Origin of the sequence: Sphingomonas turrisvirgatae, from assembly GCF_001721295.1 — a bacterium.
In the GTDB taxonomy this organism is placed as follows: Bacteria; Pseudomonadota; Alphaproteobacteria; order Sphingomonadales; family Sphingomonadaceae; genus Sphingomonas; species Sphingomonas turrisvirgatae.
In genome coordinates this window covers 1-24,191 of record NZ_MDDS01000011.1, presented here as the reverse complement: position 1 = coordinate 24,191, position 24,191 = coordinate 1, and the positions used below count along the sequence as shown (strand labels likewise).

22 protein-coding genes and 1 tRNA gene are annotated in these 24,191 nt (G+C 63.5%); 11 read left to right on the top strand and 12 right to left on the bottom strand.

The features are described 5' to 3' along the window. Position 1: 1 nt before the first annotated feature. Positions 2–925 (bottom strand): Gfo/Idh/MocA family protein, encoded by a 924-nt coding sequence (locus BFL28_RS04685; protein ID WP_069319452.1) that lies wholly within the window; start codon positions 923–925, stop codon positions 2–4. A 195-nt stretch (positions 926–1,120) separates the two neighbouring features. Between BFL28_RS04685 and BFL28_RS04680 the strand changes: the two genes are divergently transcribed. The 3 genes from BFL28_RS04680 to BFL28_RS04670 are packed head-to-tail and all read left to right on the top strand — an operon-like array spanning position 1,121 to position 4,879. Next, positions 1,121–2,848, top strand: coding sequence for an IlvD/Edd family dehydratase (locus tag BFL28_RS04680; RefSeq protein WP_241527220.1), 1,728 nt, complete (start codon positions 1,121–1,123; stop codon positions 2,846–2,848). Then, entirely contained in the window at positions 2,848–3,702 is an 855-nt protein-coding gene (locus BFL28_RS04675) for an SMP-30/gluconolactonase/LRE family protein (protein WP_069319450.1), read from the top strand. The genes BFL28_RS04680 and BFL28_RS04675 overlap by 1 nt, the downstream gene beginning before the upstream one ends. Before the next feature lie 19 nt (positions 3,703–3,721). Beyond that, complete coding sequence (locus BFL28_RS04670) at positions 3,722–4,879, top strand: aldose epimerase family protein (RefSeq protein ID WP_069319449.1); 1,158 nt, start codon at positions 3,722–3,724, stop codon at positions 4,877–4,879. A 19-nt stretch (positions 4,880–4,898) separates the two neighbouring features. On the opposite strand, the gene BFL28_RS04665 is transcribed toward BFL28_RS04670, so the two are convergent. Continuing rightward, a complete protein-coding gene (locus tag BFL28_RS04665; RefSeq protein ID WP_241527215.1) occupies positions 4,899–5,633 on the bottom strand; it encodes a FadR/GntR family transcriptional regulator in 735 nt (244 codons plus the stop codon). Positions 5,634–5,764: 131 nt separating this feature from the next. Between BFL28_RS04665 and BFL28_RS04660 the strand changes: the two genes are divergently transcribed. The 5 genes from BFL28_RS04660 to BFL28_RS21285 are packed head-to-tail and all read left to right on the top strand — an operon-like array spanning position 5,765 to position 10,547. Beyond that, on the top strand, positions 5,765–7,399 hold the full coding sequence (locus BFL28_RS04660) for a sodium/sugar symporter (RefSeq protein ID WP_241527214.1): 1,635 nt from the start codon (positions 5,765–5,767) through the stop codon (positions 7,397–7,399). Between the two features lie 2 nt (positions 7,400–7,401). Then, positions 7,402–8,256, top strand: a complete 855-nt coding sequence (locus BFL28_RS04655) for a 2-dehydro-3-deoxygalactonokinase (protein ID WP_119184542.1) — start codon at positions 7,402–7,404, stop codon at positions 8,254–8,256. Beyond that, a complete protein-coding gene (locus BFL28_RS04650) occupies positions 8,253–8,897 on the top strand; it encodes a 2-dehydro-3-deoxy-6-phosphogalactonate aldolase (protein WP_069319447.1) in 645 nt (214 codons plus the stop codon). Before BFL28_RS04655 ends, BFL28_RS04650 begins: the two co-directional genes overlap by 4 nt. Further along, the gene (locus BFL28_RS04645; protein WP_206599077.1) at positions 8,887–10,005 is read left to right on the top strand and encodes a sulfatase-like hydrolase/transferase; all 1,119 of its coding nucleotides are present in this window, start codon (positions 8,887–8,889) and stop codon (positions 10,003–10,005) included. The genes BFL28_RS04650 and BFL28_RS04645 overlap by 11 nt, the downstream gene beginning before the upstream one ends. Positions 10,006–10,013: 8 nt before the next feature. After that, positions 10,014–10,547, top strand: a complete 534-nt coding sequence (locus BFL28_RS21285) for a sulfatase/phosphatase domain-containing protein (RefSeq protein ID WP_206599076.1) — start codon at positions 10,014–10,016, stop codon at positions 10,545–10,547. A gap of 519 nt (positions 10,548–11,066) precedes the next feature. Here BFL28_RS21285 and BFL28_RS04640 read toward each other — a convergent pair. From BFL28_RS04640 to BFL28_RS04620, 5 genes are all read right to left on the bottom strand, one after another. After that, a complete protein-coding gene (locus BFL28_RS04640; RefSeq protein ID WP_069319487.1) occupies positions 11,067–12,824 on the bottom strand; it encodes a histidine kinase famiy protein in 1,758 nt (585 codons plus the stop codon). A 69-nt stretch (positions 12,825–12,893) separates the two neighbouring features. Further along, positions 12,894–15,521, bottom strand: a complete 2,628-nt coding sequence (locus tag BFL28_RS04635) for a PAS domain S-box protein (protein WP_420911753.1) — start codon at positions 15,519–15,521, stop codon at positions 12,894–12,896. 797 nt (positions 15,522–16,318) lie between these two features. Then, a complete protein-coding gene (locus BFL28_RS04630; RefSeq protein WP_069319445.1) occupies positions 16,319–17,242 on the bottom strand; it encodes an ankyrin repeat domain-containing protein in 924 nt (307 codons plus the stop codon). A 71-nt stretch (positions 17,243–17,313) separates the two neighbouring features. Continuing rightward, entirely contained in the window at positions 17,314–17,799 is a 486-nt protein-coding gene (locus BFL28_RS04625) for a DUF3592 domain-containing protein (protein ID WP_069319444.1), read from the bottom strand. A gap of 16 nt (positions 17,800–17,815) precedes the next feature. Continuing rightward, complete coding sequence (locus BFL28_RS04620) at positions 17,816–18,724, bottom strand: hypothetical protein (RefSeq protein ID WP_069319443.1); 909 nt, start codon at positions 18,722–18,724, stop codon at positions 17,816–17,818. Positions 18,725–18,940: 216 nt separating this feature from the next. On the opposite strand from BFL28_RS04620, the gene BFL28_RS04615 reads away from it, so the two are divergent. From BFL28_RS04615 to BFL28_RS04605, 3 genes are read left to right on the top strand one after another with little or no spacing between them, the layout of a single operon-like run. Beyond that, the gene (locus tag BFL28_RS04615; protein ID WP_069319442.1) at positions 18,941–20,008 is read left to right on the top strand and encodes a sensor histidine kinase; all 1,068 of its coding nucleotides are present in this window, start codon (positions 18,941–18,943) and stop codon (positions 20,006–20,008) included. After that, on the top strand, positions 20,005–20,748 hold the full coding sequence (locus BFL28_RS04610) for a LytR/AlgR family response regulator transcription factor (RefSeq protein ID WP_069319441.1): 744 nt from the start codon (positions 20,005–20,007) through the stop codon (positions 20,746–20,748). The genes BFL28_RS04615 and BFL28_RS04610 overlap by 4 nt, the downstream gene beginning before the upstream one ends. Then, complete coding sequence (locus BFL28_RS04605) at positions 20,745–21,704, top strand: alpha/beta fold hydrolase (RefSeq protein ID WP_158011623.1); 960 nt, start codon at positions 20,745–20,747, stop codon at positions 21,702–21,704. Before BFL28_RS04610 ends, BFL28_RS04605 begins: the two co-directional genes overlap by 4 nt. On the opposite strand, the gene BFL28_RS04600 is transcribed toward BFL28_RS04605, so the two are convergent. The 5 genes from BFL28_RS04600 to BFL28_RS04585 form a co-directional block, all read right to left on the bottom strand. Next, the gene (locus BFL28_RS04600; protein WP_131818595.1) at positions 21,701–22,075 is read right to left on the bottom strand and encodes a hypothetical protein; all 375 of its coding nucleotides are present in this window, start codon (positions 22,073–22,075) and stop codon (positions 21,701–21,703) included. The genes BFL28_RS04605 and BFL28_RS04600 overlap by 4 nt on opposite strands. Positions 22,076–22,160: 85 nt before the next feature. Further along, entirely contained in the window at positions 22,161–22,466 is a 306-nt protein-coding gene (locus BFL28_RS04595) for a hypothetical protein (protein WP_069319439.1), read from the bottom strand. A gap of 259 nt (positions 22,467–22,725) precedes the next feature. Further along, complete coding sequence (locus BFL28_RS21770) at positions 22,726–22,986, bottom strand: tyrosine-type recombinase/integrase (RefSeq protein WP_338152236.1); 261 nt, start codon at positions 22,984–22,986, stop codon at positions 22,726–22,728. Then, positions 22,940–23,914 (bottom strand): tyrosine-type recombinase/integrase, encoded by a 975-nt coding sequence (locus tag BFL28_RS04590; RefSeq protein ID WP_338152235.1) that lies wholly within the window; start codon positions 23,912–23,914, stop codon positions 22,940–22,942. The genes BFL28_RS21770 and BFL28_RS04590 overlap by 47 nt, the downstream gene beginning before the upstream one ends. 165 nt (positions 23,915–24,079) lie before the next feature. After that, positions 24,080–24,166 (bottom strand) — tRNA-Leu (locus tag BFL28_RS04585). Between the last annotated feature and the right edge of the window lie 25 nt (positions 24,167–24,191).

Genomic DNA, 24,191 nt, shown 5'->3' with positions numbered 1-24,191 from the left:
CTCAGAACTCGAATGCGGGGGCAGGGGTCGGCTGCCCGGTGAGGAAGGCATCGGCGACGAGGCGGAGCGGGCGCAAATCGACATCGCTCTCGCCGTTACGGATGAGCTCGGCGAACCGGGCATAGAGCCGCGGATATTCGGCATTGGGTCCCTGCATCGGCTCCGCGCCGGGCAGTTCCAACCGGCTGCCGCCGTTGCGCAGGTAAAGCGTGCCGGCATCGGTATCGACCTCGATATCCCAGGTCTGATCGCCGGTCTGGAGGAAGTCGAAATCGACCGCGACCGGAGCCGTGCCGCATCGCATCGCGATCGTCGCGGCGATCGGGCAGGCGCGGTTCTCGGGGATTGCCAGTTCGGCACTGAGCACCACCAGCGGATCGGGCAGGATGCGGGTGGCAATCGAGAGTGCGTTGATGCCGGGATCGAACACGCCGAACCCGCCGGGGGCTAGGATCCAGTCCTGTCCCGGATGCCATTGGCGGATATCCTCGCGCCACATAATCCGCACGGCACGAATCGCCTTGTCGGCCAGCCAGCCGCGCGCCGCATCGACCTCCGCCGCTTCGCGCGAATGCCAGGTGGCGAACAGCGTCACGCCCTTCGCCCGCGCGGCTTCGGCCAGCGCTTCGGCTTCCGACACGGTAGCTGCAGGAGGCTTTTCGAGCATGACATGGCGACCGGCAGCGATTGCGGCCATCGCCTGTTCGAAGCGGCCGGCGGGCGGGGTGCAGAGCGAGATTGCGGCGATATCGGGCCGTGCGGCGATCAGTGCATCGACTGTCTCATGCGCCTCGACGCCATCGACCCGGCCATTGCGGCTGGCGGTGGCGGCAAGGTCGAAATCGCCGCCCTGGTTCAGCGCGGGGAGATGCTGGTCGCGGGCGATTTTCCCGATGCCGACGAGGCCGATTCTGATCCTGTCCATGCTCTCCGCTCTTTTATACGATATATATGCTTCCTATCCGGCGCGAACGGCGATATCAAGCCGATGTGACGATCGGTCCGCCGCCAATTGCGCGCGACCATCGGTGAACGGAGAGGATTTCGAGTGGGGCAAGGGAAGAACGACGCGCGAAAATTGCGGTCGCGCGCATGGTTCGACAATCCGGACAATCCGGACATGACCGCGCTCTATGTCGAGCGGTATCTCAACTATGGGATCAGCCTGGCCGAGCTTCAGTCCGGCCGTCCGATCATCGGGATCGCGCAGACGGGCAGCGACCTCGTTCCCTGTAACCGCCACCATATCGAACTGGCCAAGCGCGTGCGCGAGGGGATTCGCGACGCGGGCGGGATTGCGATCGAGTTTCCCGCGCATCCGATTCAGGAAACCGGCAAGCGCCCCACCGCCGGGCTCGACCGCAACCTTGCCTATTTGAGCCTTGTCGAATCGATTTATGGCTATCCGATGGACGGCGTCGTGCTGACCATCGGCTGCGACAAGACCACGCCGGCCTGCCTGATGGCCGCGGCCACGGTGAACATTCCCGCCATCGCGCTGTCGGTCGGCCCGATGCTCAACGGCTGGTTCAAGGGCGAGCGCACGGGTTCCGGCACGATCGTGTGGAAGGCGCGCGAGATGATGGCGGCGGGCGAGATTGACTATAAGGGGTTCATCGAGCTGGTCGCATCGTCGGCCCCCTCGACTGGCTGGTGCAACACGATGGGCACCGCGACGACGATGAACTCGCTATGCGAGGCGCTCGGCATGTCGCTGCCCGGTTCCGCTGCGATCCCCGCGCCCTATCGCGACCGGCAGGAGAATGCGTACCTCACAGGCCTCCAGATCGTCGAGATGGTCGAGGCCGACCGCAAGCCGAGCGACATCCTGACGCGCGAGGCGTTCCTCAATGCGATCCGCGTCAACAGCGCGATCGGCGGATCGACCAACGCGCCGATCCATTTGAACGCCATCGCCCGCCATGTCGGAGTCGAGCTGAGCTTGGAGGATTGGGAAGCGCACGGGGCCGAAGTGCCGCTGGTGGTCAACCTCCAACCCGCCGGCACCTATCTGGGCGAGGATTTCTACCGCGCCGGTGGCGTTCCGGCGGTGATGGGGCAATTGCTGCGCGCCGGGATGATCGACGGCGACGTGGTCGGTGCCAATGGCCGCACGGTCGCGGAGAATGTCGGCAATGCGCAGGCTGGCGACACGGACGTCATCCGCCCGCTGTCCGACCCGCTCAAGCCCGCCGCCGGCCTGACCGTGCTGTCGGGCAATTTGTTCGACAGCGCGGTGATGAAATTGAGCGTGATCTCGCCCGAGTTTCGGGCGCGTTACCTGTCCGACCCGGACGACCCCGAAGCGTTCGAGGGGACGGCGATCGTGTTTGACGGGCCGGAGGATTATCATGCGCGGATCGACGATCCGGCGCTCGGCGCGGACGACCGCTCGATCCTGATCATGCGCGGTGCGGGGCCGATCGGCTATCCCGGCGGCGCGGAGGTGGTGAACATGCGGCCTCCCGCCGCGCTAATTCAGGCCGGGGTTCACGCGCTGCCGTGCCTCGGCGACGGGCGTCAGTCGGGGACGAGCGGCAGCCCGTCGATCCTCAACGCTGCGCCCGAAGCGGCGGTGGGCGGCGGCCTCGCGTTGATCCGCAGCGGCGACCGGGTGCGGATTGATCTTGGCAAGCGCACCGCCAACATGCTGGTCGCGCCCGAGGAACTGGAGGCGCGCCGCGCGGCGCTGGCCGCCGAGCTGGACTATGTCCCGCAGTCCCAAACCCCCTGGCAGGAAATCCACCGCAACGTCACCGGCCAGTTCGAGGGCGGCGCAGTGATCGAGCTGGCGGTGAAGTATCAGCGGATCGCCCAGACGCGCGGGCTTCCCCGGGACAGTCATTGATGGCGCAGGTCCATGTGATCGACCGCGACCGTGCCGATCGGCTGGGCGAAGGCCCGCTTTGGTCGGCGCGCGAGGATGCGCTCTATTGGGTCGACATCCTCGACCATCGGATCAACCGCCTCTCTCTCGCCGACGGCGCGGTGACGAGCTTCGAACAGCCCGATTATGCCGCCTGGATCATCGAGCGCGCGCGCGGCGGCTTTGTCGCGGGTATCGGGCGCGATGTGGTGCTGTTCGACCTCCCCGCGAACACGCGTGTACCGATCGGCAAAGTCGATCGCGGGGTCGCCGGCAATCGCCTCAACGATGCCAAGGCGGACCATATCGGCCGCATCTGGGCGGGGACGATGCCCGCTAGCTGCGATCAGCCGAGCGGTGCCTTCTACCGGATCGATCACGACGGGCTGATCGTCCATGTCGACAGTCCCTATACGATCGCCAATGGTCCTGCGATCGACCCCGAAGGTCGCTTTCTGCTCCACACCGATACCGCGCTGGGCACGATCTTCCGGTTCGACATTCATGACGATGGCAGTCTCGGTCCGCGTACGCCGTTCGTCACGTTCGAACCCGATTGGGGCAATCCCGACGGCATGACCTTCGATGCTAATGGCGGGCTGTGGGTCGCGTGCTGGGGCGCAGCGTGCGTGACCCGCTTCGACCCCGCCGGTTTGCGCGAGCGGTCGATCGACTTGCCCGCCAGCCAGATCACGAGCTGCGCTTTTGCCGGTCCCGATCTCGATCGCATGTTCGTCACCTCGGCGGCCGACGGCGTGGACGAGGCGCATGGCGGCGCATTGTTCGAAGTCGATCCCGGCTGTCGCGGCCGGTTACCCAATATGTATGCCGGATAAAGCAGGAGAGAGACTCATCATGCCAACGAAGAGCGCATATCTGGTGGCCGCTGCCGCCGCCTGTGTCCTGGGCGGGACTGCCGAAGCAGCGACCGCCAAGCGGGGCAGTTTCGGCAAGCTGTCTGACGGGCGCGAGGTGGCGTCGGTCACGCTTGCCAACGGTCGCGGTGTATCGGTGACCTTGCTCGCCTATGGCGCGACGATACAGTCGCTGGTGATGCCCGACCGCAACGGGCGCAAGGCGGACGTCGCGCTCGGCTATGACAATATCGGCCTGTACGAGACCAAGCCGCAATATTTCGGCGGGATCGTCGGTCGCTTCGGCAACCGGTTGGCGGAGGGCAAGTTCAAGCTCGACGGCAGGACCTACCAGACGCCCGTCAACAACGGGAAGAACGCGCTGCACGGCGGCACCAAGGGCTTCGACAAGGTGCTGTGGGACGTGGTGTCGGTGAAGAGCGGCCCGACCGCGTCGGTCACCTTCCGCTATGTCAGCCGCGACGGCGAAATGGGCTATCCCGGCACGCTGACGGTGGATGCGATCCACTCGCTCGACGAAAAGAACCATCTGACGATCGAATATCGCGCGACGACCAACAAGGCGACGGTGGTGAACCTGACCAACCATAATTACTGGAACCTGTCGGGTGAAGGATCGGCGAACGGCGCGATGGGCCATGTCGTGACGATCCCGGCGCAGACCTATCTGCCGACCGACGACGGCGCGATCCCAACCGGCGAGTTCAAATCGGTCGCTGGTACGGTGTTCGACTTCCGCATCCCGCGCGCGGTCGGCGACCGCGTGCGCGACGCCAGCGACCAGCAGATCGTGTGGGGCCGCGGCTACGACCATAATTGGGTGATCGGGCGCCGCGTCATTCCCGGCCAGCAGCTCATGGCGCGGGTGCAGGACCCGCTGTCGGGGCGCAGTTTCGAACTCTGGTCGAACCAGCCGGGTCTGCAATTCTACTCGGGCAATTTCTTCGACGCGACCAGTAGTGGGAAGGCCGGCAAGATCTACCGCATGGGCGATGCGATCGTGATGGAGCCGCAGAACTTTCCCGATGCGCCGAACCAGAAGGGCTTTCCCAGCGCACGGCTCGACCCAGGCCAGACCTACCGCAACGTCATGACCTATCGTCTGAGCACGGGACAGGTCGCGAAGAGGAAGCGTTGAACAGTAGGGGCGCAGGCCGTCAGGCCTTCGCCCCCTCTGCCTCGTCGATCAGCTCCAGCACATCGCCGATCAGGTCGCGCATCGCGGTGCGCGCCGCGTCGGGATTGCGAGCGAGGATCGCGTCGCGCACCGCAGCATGGTCGGCGACGCTCGCGGTGCGGCCCTTGATCCGGTTGGTGAAGCGGATCGAGGTGCGCAACGCGGTCGTCACCACATCGCGAAACTGGAAGTAGAACGGGTTGCTCGACGCACGCAGGATCGCGACGTGGAACGCGATGTCGGCGTCGAGCGTGTCGTCCAGCCCCTTTTCGGCGGCCTCCATGCGCTCAAGTCCGTCGGTGATCCGGCGAAGCTCGGCCTCGTCGCCGAAACGCGCGGCGAGCGCCGCTGCCTCGGGCTCGATCGCGATACGCAGCTGGTTGAACTGCTTGAGCAGATCGACCGAGAATTGCCGTTCGAGCAGCCAACGCAGCACATCGGTGTCGAACAAATTCCACGACGTCGTCGGCTGCACCACCGTCCCCTGCCGCGGGCGCGCGCTCAGCAGCCCCTTGGCGGTCAGCATCTTGACCGCCTCGCGCGTCACCGACCGGCTGACGTTATGCTGCTTTGCCAGTTCAGCTTCGGTCGGGAAGGGCTCCGTTTCAAACCGCCCGGTGACGATCGCGCGCCCCAGATTGTCGAGTAGCCCATAAGTGAGGTTTCGGCCGAGTTCGGGCCGTCCCGCCCCGTCCAGCGTCAATTCGCTCGCCAAAATCCTCACCTTCCCCTGCTGGTGGTCCGTCCGGAATCCACATTATGCCGATCGCGTCGCTAGACAAGACTAATTAATCAGATAAATGTACGCGCCAGACGCTGCATGTGCGTAGCTGGAGGGGATACGGGGTGACAAGCCTGTCGCAAATCGATTTGATCGTCGTAATCGCATACGCCATCGGAATATTCGGCCTGGCCCAATGGGTCAGCCGCGAAAAGGCGGGGCACACCAAGGACACGTCGGACTATTTCCTTGCGTCCAAATCGCTCCCCTGGTGGGCCATCGGCGCCTCGCTGATCGCGGCGAATATCTCGGCGGAACAGATCGTCGGCATGTCGGGATCGGGCTATGCCATCGGCCTTGCCATCGCATCCTATGAATGGATGGCGGCGCTGACCTTGCTGATCGTCGGCAAATGGTTCCTGCCGATCTTTCTCAAGAACGAAATCTACACGATGCCGCAGTTCCTCGAACAGCGGTTCGGGCCGACGATCCGCACCGTGATGGCGATCTTCTGGCTGGCACTCTACGTGTTCGTGAACCTGACCTCGATCCTGTGGCTCGGCTCGATCGCGGTGACTCAGGTTGCAGGCGTCAATCAGGATGTAGCGCTGATCGGCCTTGGCGTGTTCGCGCTCGTCTATCAGCTGCGGGGCGGTCTCAAGGCGGTGGCGCTGACCGATATAGTGCAGGTTACCTTGCTGGTGCTCGGCGGTCTCGTCATCTCGTATCTGACGCTCAGCAAGATCGGCGGCGACGCCGGCGTGCTCGGCGGGTTCAGCCGCCTGACCACCGAGCTGCCCGAGAAGTTCGACATGATCCTGTCGCCCGACAATCCTTTCTACAAGGATTTGCCGGGGCTGTCGGTGCTGATCGGCGGCATGTGGATCGCAAACCTCAGCTATTGGGGGTTCAACCAGTATATCATTCAGCGCGCGTTGGCGGCGAAGAGCCTGTCGGAGGCGCAAAAGGGCGTGGTGTTCGCGGCGTTCCTCAAGCTACTGATGCCGGTGATCATCGTGCTGCCGGGCATCGCGGCCGTGCTGCTGGCGCCCGATCTTGCCAAGCCGGATCAGGCCTATCCCACGATGATGGGGCTGTTGCCGGTGGGCCTGCTCGGCCTGGTCTTTGCGGCGTTGGTCGCGGCGATCATCGCGTCGACCGCGTCGAAGATCAATTCGATCGCGACCATCTTCACGCTCGATCTTTACGCAAAGGCAAAGGGCGTTCAGAACCGCGCGCAGGACGCAAGCGGCAAAGCCGACCTTACCACCGCGCATGAAAAGCAACTGGTGCTGGTTGGCCGGATCAGCGCGGTGGTCGCCACGCTGCTGGCGATTGCGACCGCGCGACCGTTGCTCGGCAGCCTCGACCAGGCGTTCCAGTATATCCAGGAATTCTCCGGCTTCGTGACACCGGGCATCACCGTCATCTTCCTGCTCGGCTTGTTCTGGAAGGGCGCGACCGAGGCGGGGGCGCTGATCGGCGCGGTGGCGTCGGTGCTGCTGAGCTTCCTGTTCTGGTTCCCCGCCGACTGGGGCGGCGTTGCTGCGCTCAACGCGGTGCCGTTCATGAACCGGATGATGATCGTGTTCTTCGTCAGCCTCGCACTGGCTGTCGTGGTTTCACTGGTCCGCCCGGCGCGTGAGGGCAGTAACCGTATCACCATGCAGGGCGTATCGTTCGGCACCACCGCCGGGTTCAACATTGCGGGCGCGATTGTCGTCGTGATCCTGATCGCGCTTTACACCGCATGGTGGTGAGGATGGACGACGCTTTTCTGGCGGTTGACTGGGGAACCACCAACCGCCGGGTTTACCGGATCGAGAACGGAGCGGTCGTGCGCACCGAACGCGACGAACGCGGTGTCACGGCCGTCACCGATTTCGCGGGGGAGGCGGCGGCGATCCGCGCGCGGTTCGGCGATCTGCCGATGCTGCTGGCGGGGATGGTCGGGTCGAACATCGGCTGGCGGGTCGCACCCTATGTCCCGGCACCCGCCGGGGTATCGGACCTGGCTGCCACTCTGTTGCGGATTGACGACCGTACGATGATCGTCCCTGGTGTTTCGACATCGACGGACGTGATGCGCGGCGAGGAAGTGCAATTGCTCGGCGCGGTCACGGCGGGGCTGGTCCCCGGCGACGCGCTGCTCGTTCAGCCGGGGACGCATTGCAAATGGGCGGTAATGGTGGAGGGGCGCATCGCCGACTTTACCACCGCGATGACCGGTGAGCTGTTCGCATTGCTGCGCGCCCATGGCCTGCTCGCCGCGCAGCTTCACGGTGAGGTCACCACCAGTTCAGCCTTTCTCGAGGGCGTTGTCGACGGCAAGCGTCGCGACCTTGCCGCATCTCTGTTTGGCATTCGCGCGGCAAAGATGCTCGGCACGCGCGATGATGCCGATGCCGCCGCCTATGCCAGCGGGCTGCTGATCGGCAGCGATGTCGCCGCGCGGCTCGCCGCGGCACCTGACGCGCCGATCTTCATCCTGTCCGGTCCCGAGCTGGGCAATCTCTACACCGCTGCGATCGCCGCAAACGGCCGCAGCGCCGCATTGATCGACAGCCACGCCGCGTTCGTCGCCGGCATCCTCGCCGTCGGAGCCGCCATAGCATGAGCCACCTCGCCCAGTTCGATGCCGCCTTTGCCGCCTGTCCGTTGATCGCAATCCTGCGCGGCGTGACCCCCGACGAAGTTGTTCCGATCGGCGAGGCGCTGATCGGCGCGGGTTTCGCCCTGATTGAGGTGCCGCTCAATTCGCCCGACCCGATCGAGAGCATCGCGCGGCTCGCCGCTGCGGCGGGCGACCGCGCGATGGTCGGCGCAGGAACGGTGCTGCGCGAGGCTGATGTCGCCGCTGTGGCGGGGGCGGGGGGTACGCTGGTCATCTCGCCCAACGCCAATCCGCTAGTGATCGCCGCGACCGCCGCGCGCGGGTTGGTCTCGCTGCCCGGCATCGCTACCCCGACCGAAGCGTTCGCCGCGCTCGACGCGGGCGCGACCGCGCTCAAGCTGTTTCCGGCCGAAGCGGCGTCGCCGGCAGTGCTCAGGGCGATGCGTGCGGTACTGCCCAAAAGCGCGCGGGTGCTGCCGGTCGGCGGGATCGAGCCGGGCAATATGAAGCCTTGGCTCGACGCCGGAGCTGCGGGCTTCGGTCTCGGTTCGGCACTGTACAGGCCGGGCCTGTCCGCCGCCGAAGTCGGCGATCGCGCCGCTACCTTTATCGCCGCTATCGGAGAGCATTCCCATGTTGCGTAGAACACTCCTGCTCGCCGCGCTGGCGGCAACCACCGCTGCCACCCCGCTGTTGGCACGCACTCCGGCCAAGCCGACCCCGCCAGCCGAGGCACCGCCGCGTCCCAACATCATCGTCATCCTCGTTGACGACATGGGTTTCTCCGACTTCGGCAGTTATGGCGGCGAAATCCCGACGCCCAATATCGACGCGCTGGCGAAAGACGGGCTGCGCTTCACCCAATTCTACAACAACGCCCGATGCAGCCCGACCCGCGCCGCGTTGCTTACCGGACTCAATCCGCATCAGGCGGGAATGGGCTACCTCAGCGGCCTACGCTTGCCACAGTCGCGGGGGACGCATGGCCAGTTGCACCCGCGCGCGGTGACCATTCCGCAAGTGTTGCGGGAGGCGGGCTATTTCACGGCGATGGCGGGCAAATGGCACCTCGGCAACACGCCAGGGACCACCCCGGTCGCGCGTGGTTTCGATCGCTCGCTGAGCGCGATCGCGGGCGGCATCTACTATCCGAAACAGGCGGCACGCTCCGACGCGGGTACGCGCACGCTGCTGGTTGATGGCCGCCCGATCCGCACCGACGATCCGATGCTTGGCAAGGATTGGTACGGCACCGACCTTTGGACCCAATGGGGGATGAAGTTTGCCGATGAGGCGCAGGCGAAGAAGAAGCCCTTCTTTCTATACCTCGCCCATGTCGCGCCGCATTTTCCGCTGATGGCGCCGGAGGCGGATATCGCCCGTTTCCGGGGCAAATATATGGCCGGGTGGGACCAGCTGCGCCGGGAGCGCTATGCCCGCCAGCAGCAGATGGGGCTGATCGGCCCGCACAAGGGGCTCACCCCGCGCCCGCAAAGCGCGACCGAATGGGACAGTCTGGCCCCCGCCCAGCGCGAGCGGTTCGACGCGATGATGGCGGTTTATGCCGCTGCCGTCGCGCGCGTGGACAAGTCGGTCGGCGACCTCGTCGCGCATCTGCGCGAACGCAAGATGCTCGACAACACGCTGATCCTGATCATGTCCGACAATGGGGCAACGCCGAATCGGGACCGCGTGGTCGTACCGGCCCGGCGCCGTGGGGCGGGCCGCAGAGCAATGTGTTCGTCGGGATGAATTGGGCGATGCTCCAGAATACGCCCTTTCGCTCGTTCAAGCATTTCACAGCGGAGGGGGGCATCGCCACCCCGCTGATCGCGCACTGGCCACGTGGCATTGCGGCAAAGCTGCGGGGCAGCTTCGAGCGCACACCGGGTCATGTCATAGACGTGATGCCCAGCCTGGTGCAGCTCGCTGGTGCCCGCTATCCGGCGCGCTTCGGCGGCCATGCGATCCTGCCGATGGAGGGGGTCAGCCTGGTCCCGGCCTTTACCGGCGGCAAAATCGAGCGCCGCCAGCCGCTGTTTTGGGAGCATGAGGGCAACAAGGCGGTTCGCGACGGCCAATGGAAGGCGGTCCAGCGGCTCGCTGGCCCCTGGGAGCTGTACGACATGGCCGCCGACCGCACCGAACTGCGCGATCTCGCCAAACACGAACCCGCGCGGTTGAAGGCGATGATCGCGGCGTGGGATGATTGGGCCGCGCGCACCTTTGTCGATGAATGGCATGAAAAAGCCGCGCGAACCGACTGGGGTGCATCTATGGGCTCCGACGACTAGTCGCCAGCCACTCGGGTAGGACACGATCAGGGGTGGCGAGTTTCGTTCGATCGAGCAAACGCTGCAAGGGCTGCAGACCGGATAGGGGTAGAGCGGGTACCCGTTCATGGCAGCACGGATAGCGTTCTAACCTTTCCTCGAAGACTTCCCACTCGGCATCTGCTGCTTTCGCCTAGGCTGAACCAATGACCGCTTTAGGGTTCTCTGGTCTGCTGGTCGAATGACCGCTTATAGGGCGCATAGCTGCCGTCGATCTCAATCGAGGCAGGTAGGTCAGCTGAATGTTCGCCGGGCCGCTTAGCGGCCACCTCTGGTTCCCTGCCGCCGCTTGCTGTCACCCCGGAGTCGGTTGAAAGCTGCCTTTTCGACGTTGGCTTGGCAATCACGGTGATGTTCCCGAACCAGTCGTTCTCGCTGTTGCTCAGTGCGAAATGAACGGACGGCAGGCTTTCGGGTGGCGTGAGATCAGGCTAAACGGCCGAGATTGGGGCGCTTTGCTACCTGCGCCAAGTGTCTCAACTAAGCCTGCGCTGCGCCGAACTCGGAGCGGTTCCTTCGCTGTATCCCCTCGCCCCTGCGATTGAGCGCCTGCCGTACTCGATCGAGAAGCTCGGCACGACGGTATGGCTTGCTGAGAACGTCGGTCGAGCGGGCGCGCGGGCCGTTGACGACGAGCTCCTCGTTATAGCCCGTGGTCATCAGGACCGAGACGCTGGGATCGCGCTCATAAATCGCATCGGCCAGCATCAGCCCGTTCATGCCGCCCGGCATGACGAGGTCGGTAAATAGCAAGTCGATGCGATTGCTCGCATGGAGTTCCTGGAAACGATCGAGCCCCTGCTCGCCGCTGATGGCCGTCGAGACCGTGTAGCCGGCACTTTCCAGTATCTCACGCGCGAGCGCCAAGACCTCGTCATTATCCTCGACGACCAGAATATGCTGTGCGCCACCCGCGGCAACTGCGTCCGCGGCCTCTCGCGGACGCGTGTCAGCCGATGCAACGTTTGCTGCCATGATGGGCAGCAAAATGCGGATGACCGAGCCAACGCCCGGCTCACTCTCGATTTCGAGACGCCCACCGGATTGCCGCACGAAGCCACTCGCCATCGCCAGGCCCAAGCCCGTTCCCTTGCCCACGCCCTTGGTCGTGAAAAAGGGCTCGGTCGCCCGCTCGACGACCTCGGGCGGCATGCCAGTACCGGTGTCCCGCACTTCGAGCGCGACATAGTCTCCCGACGGCAAGTCGCGCGCTTCAGCATCGCCATTGAGGTGTACCGGCACTGTCGAAATGGTGATCATCCCGCCAGCGGGCATCGCATCGCGCGCATTGTTGACGATGTTCAACAGCGCCATTTCGATTTGGTCGGGATCGACCACGACGTGAGGGAGTCCGCGCCGAAGGCTCAAATGCAGGTCGACTTGCTTGTTGATCGACGTTTCGATCAGATCGCTGAACTCGCTCATGAGCTGCGAAAGGTCGACCGGCCGCGGCTCGAGCCGCGTCTTGCGTGCGAACGCAAGCAGTTGCCGGGTCAGCTTCGCGCCGCGCTCGGCCGCCGACTGCGCAGCCGCGATGTGGCGCTGGATCCGATCCGGGTCCTTGGCAGCCGCGAGCATTTCCAGATTGCCGTTGACGACTTGAAGGAGGTTGTTGAAATCATGCGCCAATCCGGCCGTGAGCTGGCCGATCGATTCCATCTTCTGCGCTTGTCGATACGACTGCTCGGTATTGCGGCGGCGCGTGACGTCCAGTTGGCTGGCGAAGAAGTAGAGCAGCTTGCCCTCAGTATCGTACACCGGGCCGATGAACACGGCGTTCCAGAAGGCCGACCCATCGCGTCGATAGTTGAGGATCTCCAAGGCGATGGACGACTTCGCATCGACCGCTTCGCGCAGTTCGGCGACTGAGTTGCGATCGGTCTGCGCACCCTGAAGAAACCGGCAGTTGCGACCGAGCACCTCCTCTTCCTCATACCCTGTCAGGTCGAGAAACGCCTTGTTCGCAAAGACGATCGGATTGTCCGAAAGGTTGGGATCGGTCAGGATCATCGGCATCCGAGTCATCTCGATCGCGGCGAAGAAAACGCCGCCACGTGCCTGAAGATCGGGATCGGTGATCGTGCTCTCGCGCCAGTGCTTGAGCCCCGGACGCCCCATAATGTCTTCGTGCTCCGTGTCGGCACTGCCAGCTGCTGGCGTGCCGGCTGCCAGACCCGTGGGGTCTACGTCGGAGTTCTCTCGGGGATTGAAGCGTTGCAAATCGTCTGGTCCGATCATGCTCTTCAGCTGCCAATTGATATTCGCAATCGCAACGATCAAGATTAGCTGTAGTGCCAGCGTTGCTAATTAAGGCTCGGTACGCGCCATAAGCACGGCAAGGCTTGCTGCGAGCTCGGCACGTTTGAAAGGCTTTGCCAGCCGTGGCAAGCTTGGTGCAATTCCCTCGACCTCCGCATAGCCCGAAACGATCAGCACGGGCAGCTGCGGGAACGTCTCTCGAAGCGTCTGGGCGAGTTCCACTCCGGTCATGCCCGGCATAAGATGGTCGGTGACGAGCAGATCAGGCATCAGCCCATCAGCGACCAGCGCCAGCGCCGTCTCTCCGGAGGTGGCTTCCTGCACCTGGAAGCCAAACTCGGCCAGCATGTCGGCGGTGCTCGCCCGAACTGCCTGCTCGTCATCCACGAGCAGCGCTATTCCGCGAGCATCACCGATCATCGCGCCGACATCATAGACTTCCCCGCTGCTTGCCGACGTTCCACTGACGGGAAGCCACAGATCTACGTTCGTGCCGACGCCCTGTTCGCTTTGGATGATGAGGGCGCCTCCCAATTGCGCCGCTAAGCCGTGCGCCATCGAAAGCCCAAGGCCAGTGCCCTTGCCAATGCCTTTCGTTGAGAAAAAGGGCTCGATGGCGCGCGCGCGCGTTGCGTCGTCCATCCCGACGCCCGTATCGGCTACCGACAGCTTGACATACTGACCTGCTTGCAACGGACCGGTCTCGGAATCCACCACTTCACGGGTCGTGATGATCTTCAATGTGCCGCCCTTTGGCATGGCGTCGCGAGCATTCACGCCCAGATTAAGTAGCGCCATCTCCAGCTGGTTGGGATCGGCATTGGCAGGCGGCAGTCCGTCGGCCGCGTCAACAACAACACGAACCTGAGGGCCAGTCGTGCTAGCAAGCAAGTCAGCCATACCATTCACAAGTTGGCCGACATCGACTGCGGTAGGTTGAAGCGGCTGGCGTCGTGCGAAGGCAAGCAGACGCTGAACCAATGTCCTGGCACGCTCGGCAGACTGGATCGCGCCTTCGATTAGCCGCTGCTCGCGCTCGCCGCCAAGGCCCTTTCGCTGCAGCAGGTCTAGCGAGCCCACGATGGGCGTCAAAAGATTGTTGAAATCATGAGCGACGCCGCCGGTCAGTTGACCCATTGCTTCCATTTTCTGGCTTTGGCGCAGCGCTTCCTGCGCGTGCTCCAGCTCTGCTGCGGCTGCCTTTTCGGGGGTTACGTCGCGACCCACGGCATAGAACACATCACCCTCAGGCACGAGTGTCCACGAGATCCAGCGCCACGATCCATCCGCGTGGCGTAGGCGGTCTTCGAAGCGCTCAACGGTTTCGCCGCGAAGCAGCTGCTCCATCATCGATTCAACGGCGGAATGGTCATCCGGATGCACCTGGTCCCGGAACGACAGCGCGAGGAGCGCTTCAACGTCGCGGCCCAAGGTGACTTCCCAGGCCGGGTTGATCGCCTTGAGGTGACCGTCAAAGCCCATGATCGCGAACAGGTCGCGGCTCATCTCCCACACCCGGTTGCGCTCGGCGATCCGCGCCGTAACTTCCTGCTCCAGCCGCTCGTTGAGCTCGCGCAGGCGAGCTTCGTCCGCCTTACGGGCGGTGATGTCGATCGCCGTGCCGATCACCCGGAAGCAGACGCCATCGGCATTGAACAAGCCGCGGCCTTTCGCGGCCACCCAGCGGATGATCCCATCTTCCTTGCCGACCGTGCGATATTCGACGTCATAGAGCGCACGACGGTCGGGATCGCTCGCGGCCTCATAGGCGGCGCGGGTCTTCTCGCGGTCATCGGGATGAACGCCGTTATGAAAGTCCTCCAACGTTACCGGCACATGGGGCGAGATGCCGAACATCGCCTTGACGCGTGGCGGCCAGAACATGCTGCCGGTTGCCTGATCGACGTCCCACTGGCCGATCTCGCCTACCTCGGTGGCCAGGCGCAGCTGCTCCTCGCTCAGTGCGAGCTTGTCCTCAGCCTCGCGACGTTCATCGATGTCGATCACCGAGCCGACATAGCCGAGATAGCGACCGTCCTGATCGAACCTTGCTGCTGCCGCGTCGATCGTCCAGCGATACATGCCGTCCGCGCGCCGCAAACGGAAATCGACGCGGTAGTCGCGTCGGGCCGCATTGGCTGCGACGAACGCCTGCTCCGCTAGCAGTCGGTCGTCTGGATGCACCGCGTCGAGCCAGCCGTAACCCTCGCCCGTTCCCGGCGCCTGACCCGTGAATTCGTACCAACGCGCATTGAGGTGAATGCAATAGCCGTCAGGGTCGGTGACCCACATCATGACGGGTGAATGATCCGCCATGTTGCGGAACCGGCTTTCGCTCTCCTTAAGCGCTGACTCGCGCGCTTTCTCTGCGGTGAGATCACGCGCTTCGATGATCGTGCCGACAGGGAGGCCGTCATCGCCGAGGATTGGAGATGCCGTGAACGCGACGGGGTAGAAGTGTCCGTCCTTGTGAACGAAGACCTCTTCACCCTGCATTCGATCGCGCTCTGGAAAGGCTTGGTCGATCGGGCACTCCGCGAGTGGATAGGGGCTGCCGTCGGGTCGCTGGTGGTGAACGACATCGTGCAGCGGACGACCCAGCGTTTCCTCCAACCGATAGCCAGTCAGCTCCTCGGCGGCATGGTTCATGAAGATGCAATGCTGCCGATCATCCATCAGGAAGATCGCCATGGTCGAGTTGTTCACAATGGCGTTGAGGCGGCGTTCGAAGGATTTCACGGGTCCGCTCTCGCCTTTCAATTAGATGTCGCGACCTTGTAGCACCAAATCTGAGTGCAGCTACTCCAACCCTCTAATTGGAAGCGCTGCGTGCCCGTCGAGCATTTTACGCTCGCAACACTTATGCAGGCTCTGACGAGCGGCAGCTTTCGGGATCGTCCGGCAACAGGTGGAACGACCGCAACTAAGGCGAATTGCTGCCAACTTAGATAGCATCGGCATAGCGCCTGCCTCCTCCGCAGGTGACCACGAAATATCAGGAACGATCCGCTTCCGTTCTTCTTATGTTCATCCGGCGGGTCAGCTGGTACTGAGCAGGTTCGATAAGGCTACACTTCTTTTCAGAACGCTGTGGATAAACTCCTCGATGGGACAAAAATGGCCGCTACTGGGCCGGTAGCTGACAGTCAGCTCTTGGCTTAGAATGTGCGAAAGCTGCCATGCGCAAAAATCGAGTACTCGACCGTTGATCAGTCGGTCGAATGTGGGCGGGGAGCGGAATGCTCACTCTCAACTCAGGCGGCGGGTAAAGCCGACGATCAGATTCCGACCGAAGGGCGGCGAGGTTGATTTCGCTGCTGATCGTCGGACTCCAACGCCCACTAATCGCGTCGGTCGGACGTCTGTCTCGTCTCCTGGAAGCGGTGGCCGGCGAAGCGCAACAAGAGTTCGGCATGCTCTGCCCACTGGGCAAGCCCGCAGTGTTTCCAATCCCGGTGCAACTGGGTCCGCTGCTACCAGTAATTGCCAGTCTTTAGACATTGCTGCCATTTGCGCATCGAACGCATCCGGCAGGTGGAATCGGAGCAAAGTGCTGAATCGGCCCGATATTTCTGCTGGCATCCGATATCGCGCGAGGTTGCTGGCTTCGCCGTCGCGACGGATCCGCCGAGCAGCGCCTTCATTTCAGGCGAGGTGGCGAGTTGCCCCGGAGTCTGGCCATCCTTGTTGCGAAGGGCATTGCTAGCGCCCTTGTTCAGCAGAATCTTTGCCAGTTCGACCCGGTCACGCTGCGCTGCCTGATGGAGCAGAGACCAACCATATTCGTCCTGCTGGTTCACCCCTACGCAATCTTCGAGCAGACCGGTCAGCTCGTCAGGCTTGTTATACCAGATCGCGTCCTTCGCTGCGAGGAACGGCCGCAATGCCGGCGACCGGCTGCTGCTCGCAGGGTCGTTGCGCGCCATCTCGCACATGCCATTCGACTTGACGGGGGCGGCCTTAGACGCACCCTTAGGCGATGCTGCGCCGCCGGCCTCGCGGGTGGGGGCCTGCGCGGCGCTCATCGCCTTGCGGAGTTCGGCTTTGACCGACGTTGAATAGGCCATCTGATAGGGTGTGTACCCCACCGAATTGTTCTTGGCGTTAGGGTTGGCACCTCGGGCAAGCATGGCCTTGACCAGCTCGAGATCGCCTGCCTCTGCCGCAAAGTGAAGGAGTGTGTAACCCTCCTCATTCTCCAGATTGATGTCGAACTGACCGCTGTCGATGATCCTGAGCGCTTCAGCGCTCGATTTCACGCCGATGAGGTAGCGTGCGTTGTCCCATGGATCCACCTGAAGGACGCGAATGCTACCCGTCCATGCGGCGCTAGCGCCTGCAACCAGTCCGAGCGCGATCAGTGCCGCGACGGAAATCATCGTGAAGGTCTTTTGCATGAAGGGCTCCCACACTTGGCGTCGACAGGGACGGGATCGCCCGTACCTGTCGCAACGAATTCAGGGTGCGGTCAGGCAAAGCCTGCAAGCAGCGCCGCGCCCAATCCCGCAAAGCCACCGCCGACGATCACCAGTGCCGCCGCAGCGAAAAGGCTCGGCTTGTCGAGAAGCGGCGCGCTGTCTTGAGGTTGAGCGGGGTCGTACCAGAGGTCGATCACCGTGCCCGGCGGATGCGCCAGCAGCCACTGCTGCGCCGGTGGAAACAGCGAGAATCGAAGCGCCGTGCAAAGGGCGGTTCGATCCCCCTCGAACACCTGCCCGGCCACCGCGTAGCGATAACGAAGTTTTGGCTCATACCAGGTCGTCGAATCGCCGTCGCTATCGGTACTCTCGCGATCGACCAGTTGCGCATCGATCACCTCCGCATCCGTCCGCTTCCAGTGCGCCCTTGCGCTGGCGAAACGCCGTCCTTGCTTGCGATAGCGGTGGATACCGAACCAGGCGATCGGAATGCCGAGCAGGATCAGGCCCAACGAAACTGCGGTAAAGACGTCCATTTCTACACCCCCAAACTCAACTGCCGAACCGCGCGACGCACCGGTCGCCGATCTGGTCGAGCCGTCCGGACTCGGCGACCGCCTTGATCGCGGCCTCTATCGCCTCGGAAGCAGGAGTGGGCATCGCCGAGAACTGCGCGTGCACAGTGCGATAGACCGCGGCGTAGCGCTTGGCGGGCGCGCTCTCCTTCGCGCCCTTCGCCAGCCCGCCTTCTTCCGCGAAGCTCAGGACATCGTCGCAGATCGTCAGCGCGGCCGCGTCGTCCGTGGGCAACGCGGCCGCCGCCTTGTCGATCTTCGGGTCGCTCCTGCGGCACTCCGCCGCCCATGCCCGCGCCGTCCCGGCGGTCATCACCTGCCCGAGTAGCGCGGTGGCGTCGTCATTGGCGGTGGCCAGCTTGTCGGCGCCACCTGCAAGAATCGCCGCCTTGTGCAGCAGATATCCGGCCTGCGGATCATAGATGATGCGTGCCTCGGCATCCATGTCCCGGCCGCCGAGATTGTCGTAAGCGATCGCCGCCGCGCAAACGACCGTGCGTTCATAGGGTTCGCGTGGCAGCTCAGGGACCGGTTCCTCCTCGATGCCATAGGCCTTGAAGCAGGTGTTGATCGTCGTCGCCCAGTGCGACCCTACCGCCGACTGGATCGTCGCTTCGGCTCCCAGCGCTTTGCCTGGATCCTCGTTGCTTCCCGGGAAAAGCGAGTAAAAGCCGTTCGCATTCGCCAGTTCGCGGCCCTTCGCCGACACCCGATCGAAGCGTTCCTTGTCCTTCGACGGCGTCGCCCCGATGAGCATTACCCCTGCGCGGGTGCACAGCAGGGCGCGTTCCTTGGGATCCTCGGGCAGGTCGCCAAAGTCCTGCGCTCCGCAGCCAGACGCCAGCAACGAAGCGGAAACAAGCAGAATAATCGGAAAGCGGATCATATGCCTCTCGTGCGACGATATTGCTGATCCTGCTTGCAGTCCGGCGGTGCCGGCACGAGCGGCGCGCGACCAGCGGGGCACTGGCACCGCCCGGCGGACCTCAATGCGACAAAAGCGCTTGGCAGCACGACCGAATTGCCGCATTTCCGAGGGGGGTTGGGGGCGCATTTTCTATAGCGTACAGAGGTTTGCGTGCAGCGTATCTTGCGTAGCATCATGCGTGGGACGGCCATCCGGCTTTGCGCAGTCCTGTGGCTGTTCGGATATGCCCTGGTGATCGGCGGCGCGATAGCTCAAGGGCGTTTTGCGGGCGGCATGATGGTGGTTGCCAATGTCCCGCTGCTGCTGCTCGGCATCGCGCAGGCCGTGGCGCTGAGCCTGTTGCTCGACCATCTGGCGGAACGGGCGGGACACGTAAAATGGCTGCTCATGGCAATTGCCGGACTGGTAGCGGCGATGATCCAGACTCTAGCCGACCAGGCGCTGCTTCAGCTGCTTGCCCTCACCATAGTGCCGAGCTGGCAAGACTGGGCGGTCGGTATGCAGCCGCAGCGTCTGGTGCTGATGCTGATCCTCTATTGCTGGACCATGTATCTGTCGATCGCGCTCGTCTGGGCTGCGCGCGCGACCGATATGGCTCGGCTGAACGAGGCGCGCGCGATAAGCTTTGCCGCCGCGGCGAGCCGTGCGGAGGCGGCGGCGCTGCGGCTTCAGCTCAACCCGCATTTTCTGTTCAACACCCTCAACGGCATCTCCAGCCTGGTTGTGCGGGGGCGCGATGACGAGGCGGAAGACATGCTCGGCCGCCTTGCCGACTTTCTGCGTGCGGCGTTGGTCTCGCGACCTGATGCGATGGTGCCGATCGCGCAGGAACTGGCGACGATCCGCGCCTATCTGGAAATCGAGCGCGCCCGCTTCGGCGACCGGCTTAGCCTGGCGATCGAACTCGATCCCGATCTGCAGGAACTGCTACTTCCGAATTTCCTGCTCCAGCCTCTGGTCGAGAATGCGGTGCGCCATGGCGTGGCCGAGATCCAGGGACCGGGAAGCATTCGCATCAGCGTGACCGGCGATGGCCGGGTGGCTCGCATTGAGCTCTTCAATACCAGCGATGGCTCCGGTGGCGCAGGACGGGGTCACGGTATCGGTATCGACAACAGCCGGCGCCGGCTCCAGCTGCATTATGGGGACCGCGCAGCGATTGAGCATGGCCCTGTCGCTAACGGCTATCGGGTCGCGATCGACCTTCCGATCGCGTCACTTGAGCGAGAGAAGGTGGCATGAGGATCGCGATCGTCGATGACGAACCGCTCTCGCGCGAGCTGACGCGCGCATTGCTCGGCGAAGACGGCGGCATCGAGATTGTCGGGGAGGCCGACAACGGCCTTGCCGCCCTCGCGCTGATCGCCGACGCGGCTCCCGATGCGGTCATCCTCGACATCAGCATGCCCGGCAAGACCGGCATTCAAACCGCGATCGAGTTGGTGCCGCAGGACATCGACATCGTGTTTCTGACCGCGCACGAGGAATATGCGGTCGATGCCTTCGAACTGGGTGCTGCAGATTATGTGCTAAAGCCGCTCCGCCGCCTGCGCCTCGCCAAGATGCTGACGCGGCTACGCGAGCGCCAGGCCGCCCGACGCGCCGGAGCGCCGGCGCCGATCGCCACGCCAGTTGAAAGCCAGGAAGAGGATGTGTTCTGGGTGCCGGTGCGCACCGGACTCGCACGCGTCAGCGTCGAGAGCATCCAGCGTGTGGAAGCGGCGCGCGACCATGTCTATTTTCATACCGCCGACCGGGCCTATCTCTACCGGATCACCATGGCAGAGCTCGAATCGCGAATGATCGCCGGCGGACTGATCCGCGCGCATCGCTCGGCCTTTGTCAGGCCATCCGCGGTCCGGGGAATCAATCGGAGAGGGAAGGTCCTCAAGCTGACCTTGGCAGACAACAGCGTGGTCCCCGTCGGACCGCTGTACAGGTCCCAGGTGCTGGCCGCAGTCACCGGGGCGATCGAAGAGTGAGCGGAGCGCAGATCGGGGCGCTGCTGCGGCGGCGAGTGCATGACGATGCGTCGGTCGGATGGTACGAAACCGACGATGCCTACCCGCTGCGTACATTCCGGTGGGAGACGGACGCGCCGCGCGGATCGATCTTGTTCCTGGGCGGCCGCGGCGACTTTTTCGAGAAGTATCTCGAAGCGTTCGGGCATTGGCGCGAGTGCGGCTGGAATGTCGATGCATTCGACTGGCGTGGGCATGGAGGGTCGCCCCGGCTGACCGCAGACCCGCTGATTGGGCACAGCGGAAGTTTCGCGCGCCTTGTTGCCGACCTGGCCGACGTCGCCGCGGCATGGCGGGACCGCACAGCAGGGCCACATGTCGTGATGGGCCATTCGATGGGCGGGCATCTGCTGCTGCGCGCGCTCGTCGAACGTAAGGTCGTGCCCGATGCGGCGGTGTTGCTGTCGCCGATGATCCGTATCCGTACACCGCTCGGCGTCCGTCTGAGCGAGGCCATTGCTTCCTGGCAAGTCCGTCGCGGCAATGGAGCGCGCGGGCCGTGGAGGGAAAGCGCGAGCGCGGCGAATCAGATCGACAGCATGTCGATGATGACGGGGGACCTCGAGCGGTATCTCGACGAGCAGTTCTGGCTGGACGAGAACCCGGCATTTCGCCTGGGGCCGCCGAGCTGGAGCTGGTTGGCGGAAGCGTTTTCCTCAAGCAGAAAGCTGCGCGCAAACCCGGAGGTCGGGAGCCTGCATATCCCTTTGCTGCTGATGGTCGCCGATCGCGACCGCCTGACTCACAGCGGTGCCGCGCTACGCCTGATCGGGCAGCTTCCGAACGTCACCCTGTGTCGGTTCGGCAAGGGCGTGGCGCACGAATTGCTGCGCGAGCGAGAGCCGGTGCGGAGCGCGGCAATGGCGGCGATCGACGACTTTCTCGCCGCGATCGCCGCCCCTGCGCGTCAGTTCTAAGTCCAGACCCGCAGGTTCAGCCCCCCCGCTGAAATGACGTTGCCACCGCCTGCCGACACGACATTGCCACCGCCCGCCGCAATGACGCCGCTGGCGCCATTCACCACCGGATAGTCGCGGCCGTTCACGTTCACGACTGCATGTCCGTCCTTGATCGTGATCCGGCTGCCCCGCGGTGCCTGGATCGTGACCTGCTTCTTCTTGTAGTAGGGGTATTGCGGCCCGTTGTTGTTGTCCCAGGGGGCACAGCCCCACACGAGAATGTTGACCACGCCGTTGCACCCGGTGCCCGCGTGAGCGGGAGAGGAAAGGCCGATGGCGGCAGCTGTGGCCAGTCCGGCCAGGGCAAGCTTGACAGGCGTTGAAGTCATGATGGTTTCCTCGCTGAAGTGAGGGATGCCTTGTCGGTCGCTGGTCGCTGTTTTGGCCAGCAGGCCGCGACGGCAATGCCCGCGCTTACGACGAAGATCCGTCCGGACGTGATTCGGCTATGCGGGCGAAAAGACGCAGCAGGCCTTCCAACGCGCACGCGATCCCGCCGCCCACTGCTGCGCCGAGCAGCAGCATGACAGGGGCAAACAGCGCGAGCGCGAGCCACTCGCCCGGCGATTGAGGACCGGCCGGACTGTGGGCGCCGCAACAACGGACCGAAGCCACGAGGCTGACGAGCGCGACAACCAGAAGTTCGAACGACGCGAAGCCGATCCAGCCGGCCAGCTTTGCGGACCGGCGCAATACAAATGCCTTGGATGAGATCGTCATCGTCGTTCGATGCCACGCACTGCAACCGGCACCAGCTGTTCGTCACCACTGCGGACGGATTCCGCACGAAACGACGAAACCGCCCTGAATCGAGATGAAGGTGCACGGGGACTTCAGCGCCGCTTTTCCCCAGCATGGAAGCGCACCGGGGTCCTGAGCCTTGAACTCAAAAACCATCCAGCCGTCACTCAACTCTGAATTAACAGACGGCTGCTTTCTGGATAATGCCCGCGCAGGCTGAATGGCGAGTATTGAGGCGCTAAGCTGCCGCCAAATCTGAGAGATAGTCACTCCACCATTGGGCCATAGCTACCCGCTCTTCCCAATGCTGACCGCGCAAATAGGCTGCCCTCACAGCGTTTACCTCTTGATGTGCAAGTGCGCGTTCGATTGCGTCCGCGTTCCATCGGCCCGACTCGTTAAGCAGGGTACCTGCCATTGCCCTGAAACCGTGAGCAGTCATCTCGTCGCCACTAAACCCCAGTCGACGTAGAGCAGCGTTGATCGTATTTTCGGACATGGGGCGATTGCCCGGGTAAAGCGACGAAAACACGTACCTCTGTCGAGCGCTCAGCGCATGGGCGTTTTGTATGAGGTTCAAGCGCTTGGCGCGACAGCGGCACCATGTGCGCCCGCCTCATTTTCATCTTTTCCGCCGGGATCGTCCAGACCGCCTTTTCCAGATCGAATTCTGGCCACTCCGCCCGGCGAAGCTCGCCTGGGCGAACGAAAAGGTGTGGGGTCAGCTGCAAGGCGATCTTGGTCAGTGGCTGCCCGTCGAAGCCATCGATCGCGCGTAGCAGAGCACCGACTTTTTTCGGATCGATGATGGCGCTGTGATGCTTAACTTTGGGCACTGGTAGTGCGCCGCGCAGGAGGCTGGTAGGATCACCATCGGCCCGGGACGTAGCGACCGCATAGCGAAACACCCTGCTCGCCAGCGACCGCATCCGGCGCGCAGTTTCGTAATGCCCTTTGTCAGAGGTCTTCCGCAGGACAGCAAGAAGCTCAGGGGGCTTGATCCCGGTGATCGGTCGGGCGCCGAGATCCTTCTCCATCAAACTGAGTAGCCACCGAGATTTCTTGATCGTGACCGCCTCCCGGCCGTCCTTCTCCATCAACTCGAGATACTCCTCAGCGATCACGGAGAACGAGTTGCGAGCGCTCTCGGCCTCAGCATCCGCTAGGGCGCGCTTGGCTTCTGACGGGTCAATGCCATGAGCAATCTGTGATCGTGCTTCGTCCCTACGTCGACGCGCCTCTTTTAGCGGAATCTCAGGATAGCTGCCAAAAGCGAGCTTCTTCTCCTTGCCATTGAATCGGTACTTGAACCGCCAAAGCCTGCTTCCGCTGGGCGTGAGCAGTAGAAATAAGCCCTTCTCATCACTTACTTTTACAGCCTTGGGGCCGGGCTTCAGAGCTTTGATAGCCAAGTCAGACAGCGGCACGTTGGGGGCCTTTCTAAAGGGGCTTGGCCGGGGCCCCCAGGAAAAGCCCCCAAAGGCCCCCGAATTTGGGCGAATTGAGGCGAACGACCCCGGTCAGCTCGACGCTTGTTTTTGGCGGATTTCTGGGGGTTTTTCAACCGTCGCGAACGTTTGCGAACAGGAAAATGGTGCCCAGAAGAGGACTCGAACCTCCACGGCCTTGCGACCGCCAGCACCTGAAGCTGGTGCGTCTACCAATTCCGCCATCTGGGCACGGGGTAGGCGAGCGCCTCTACGG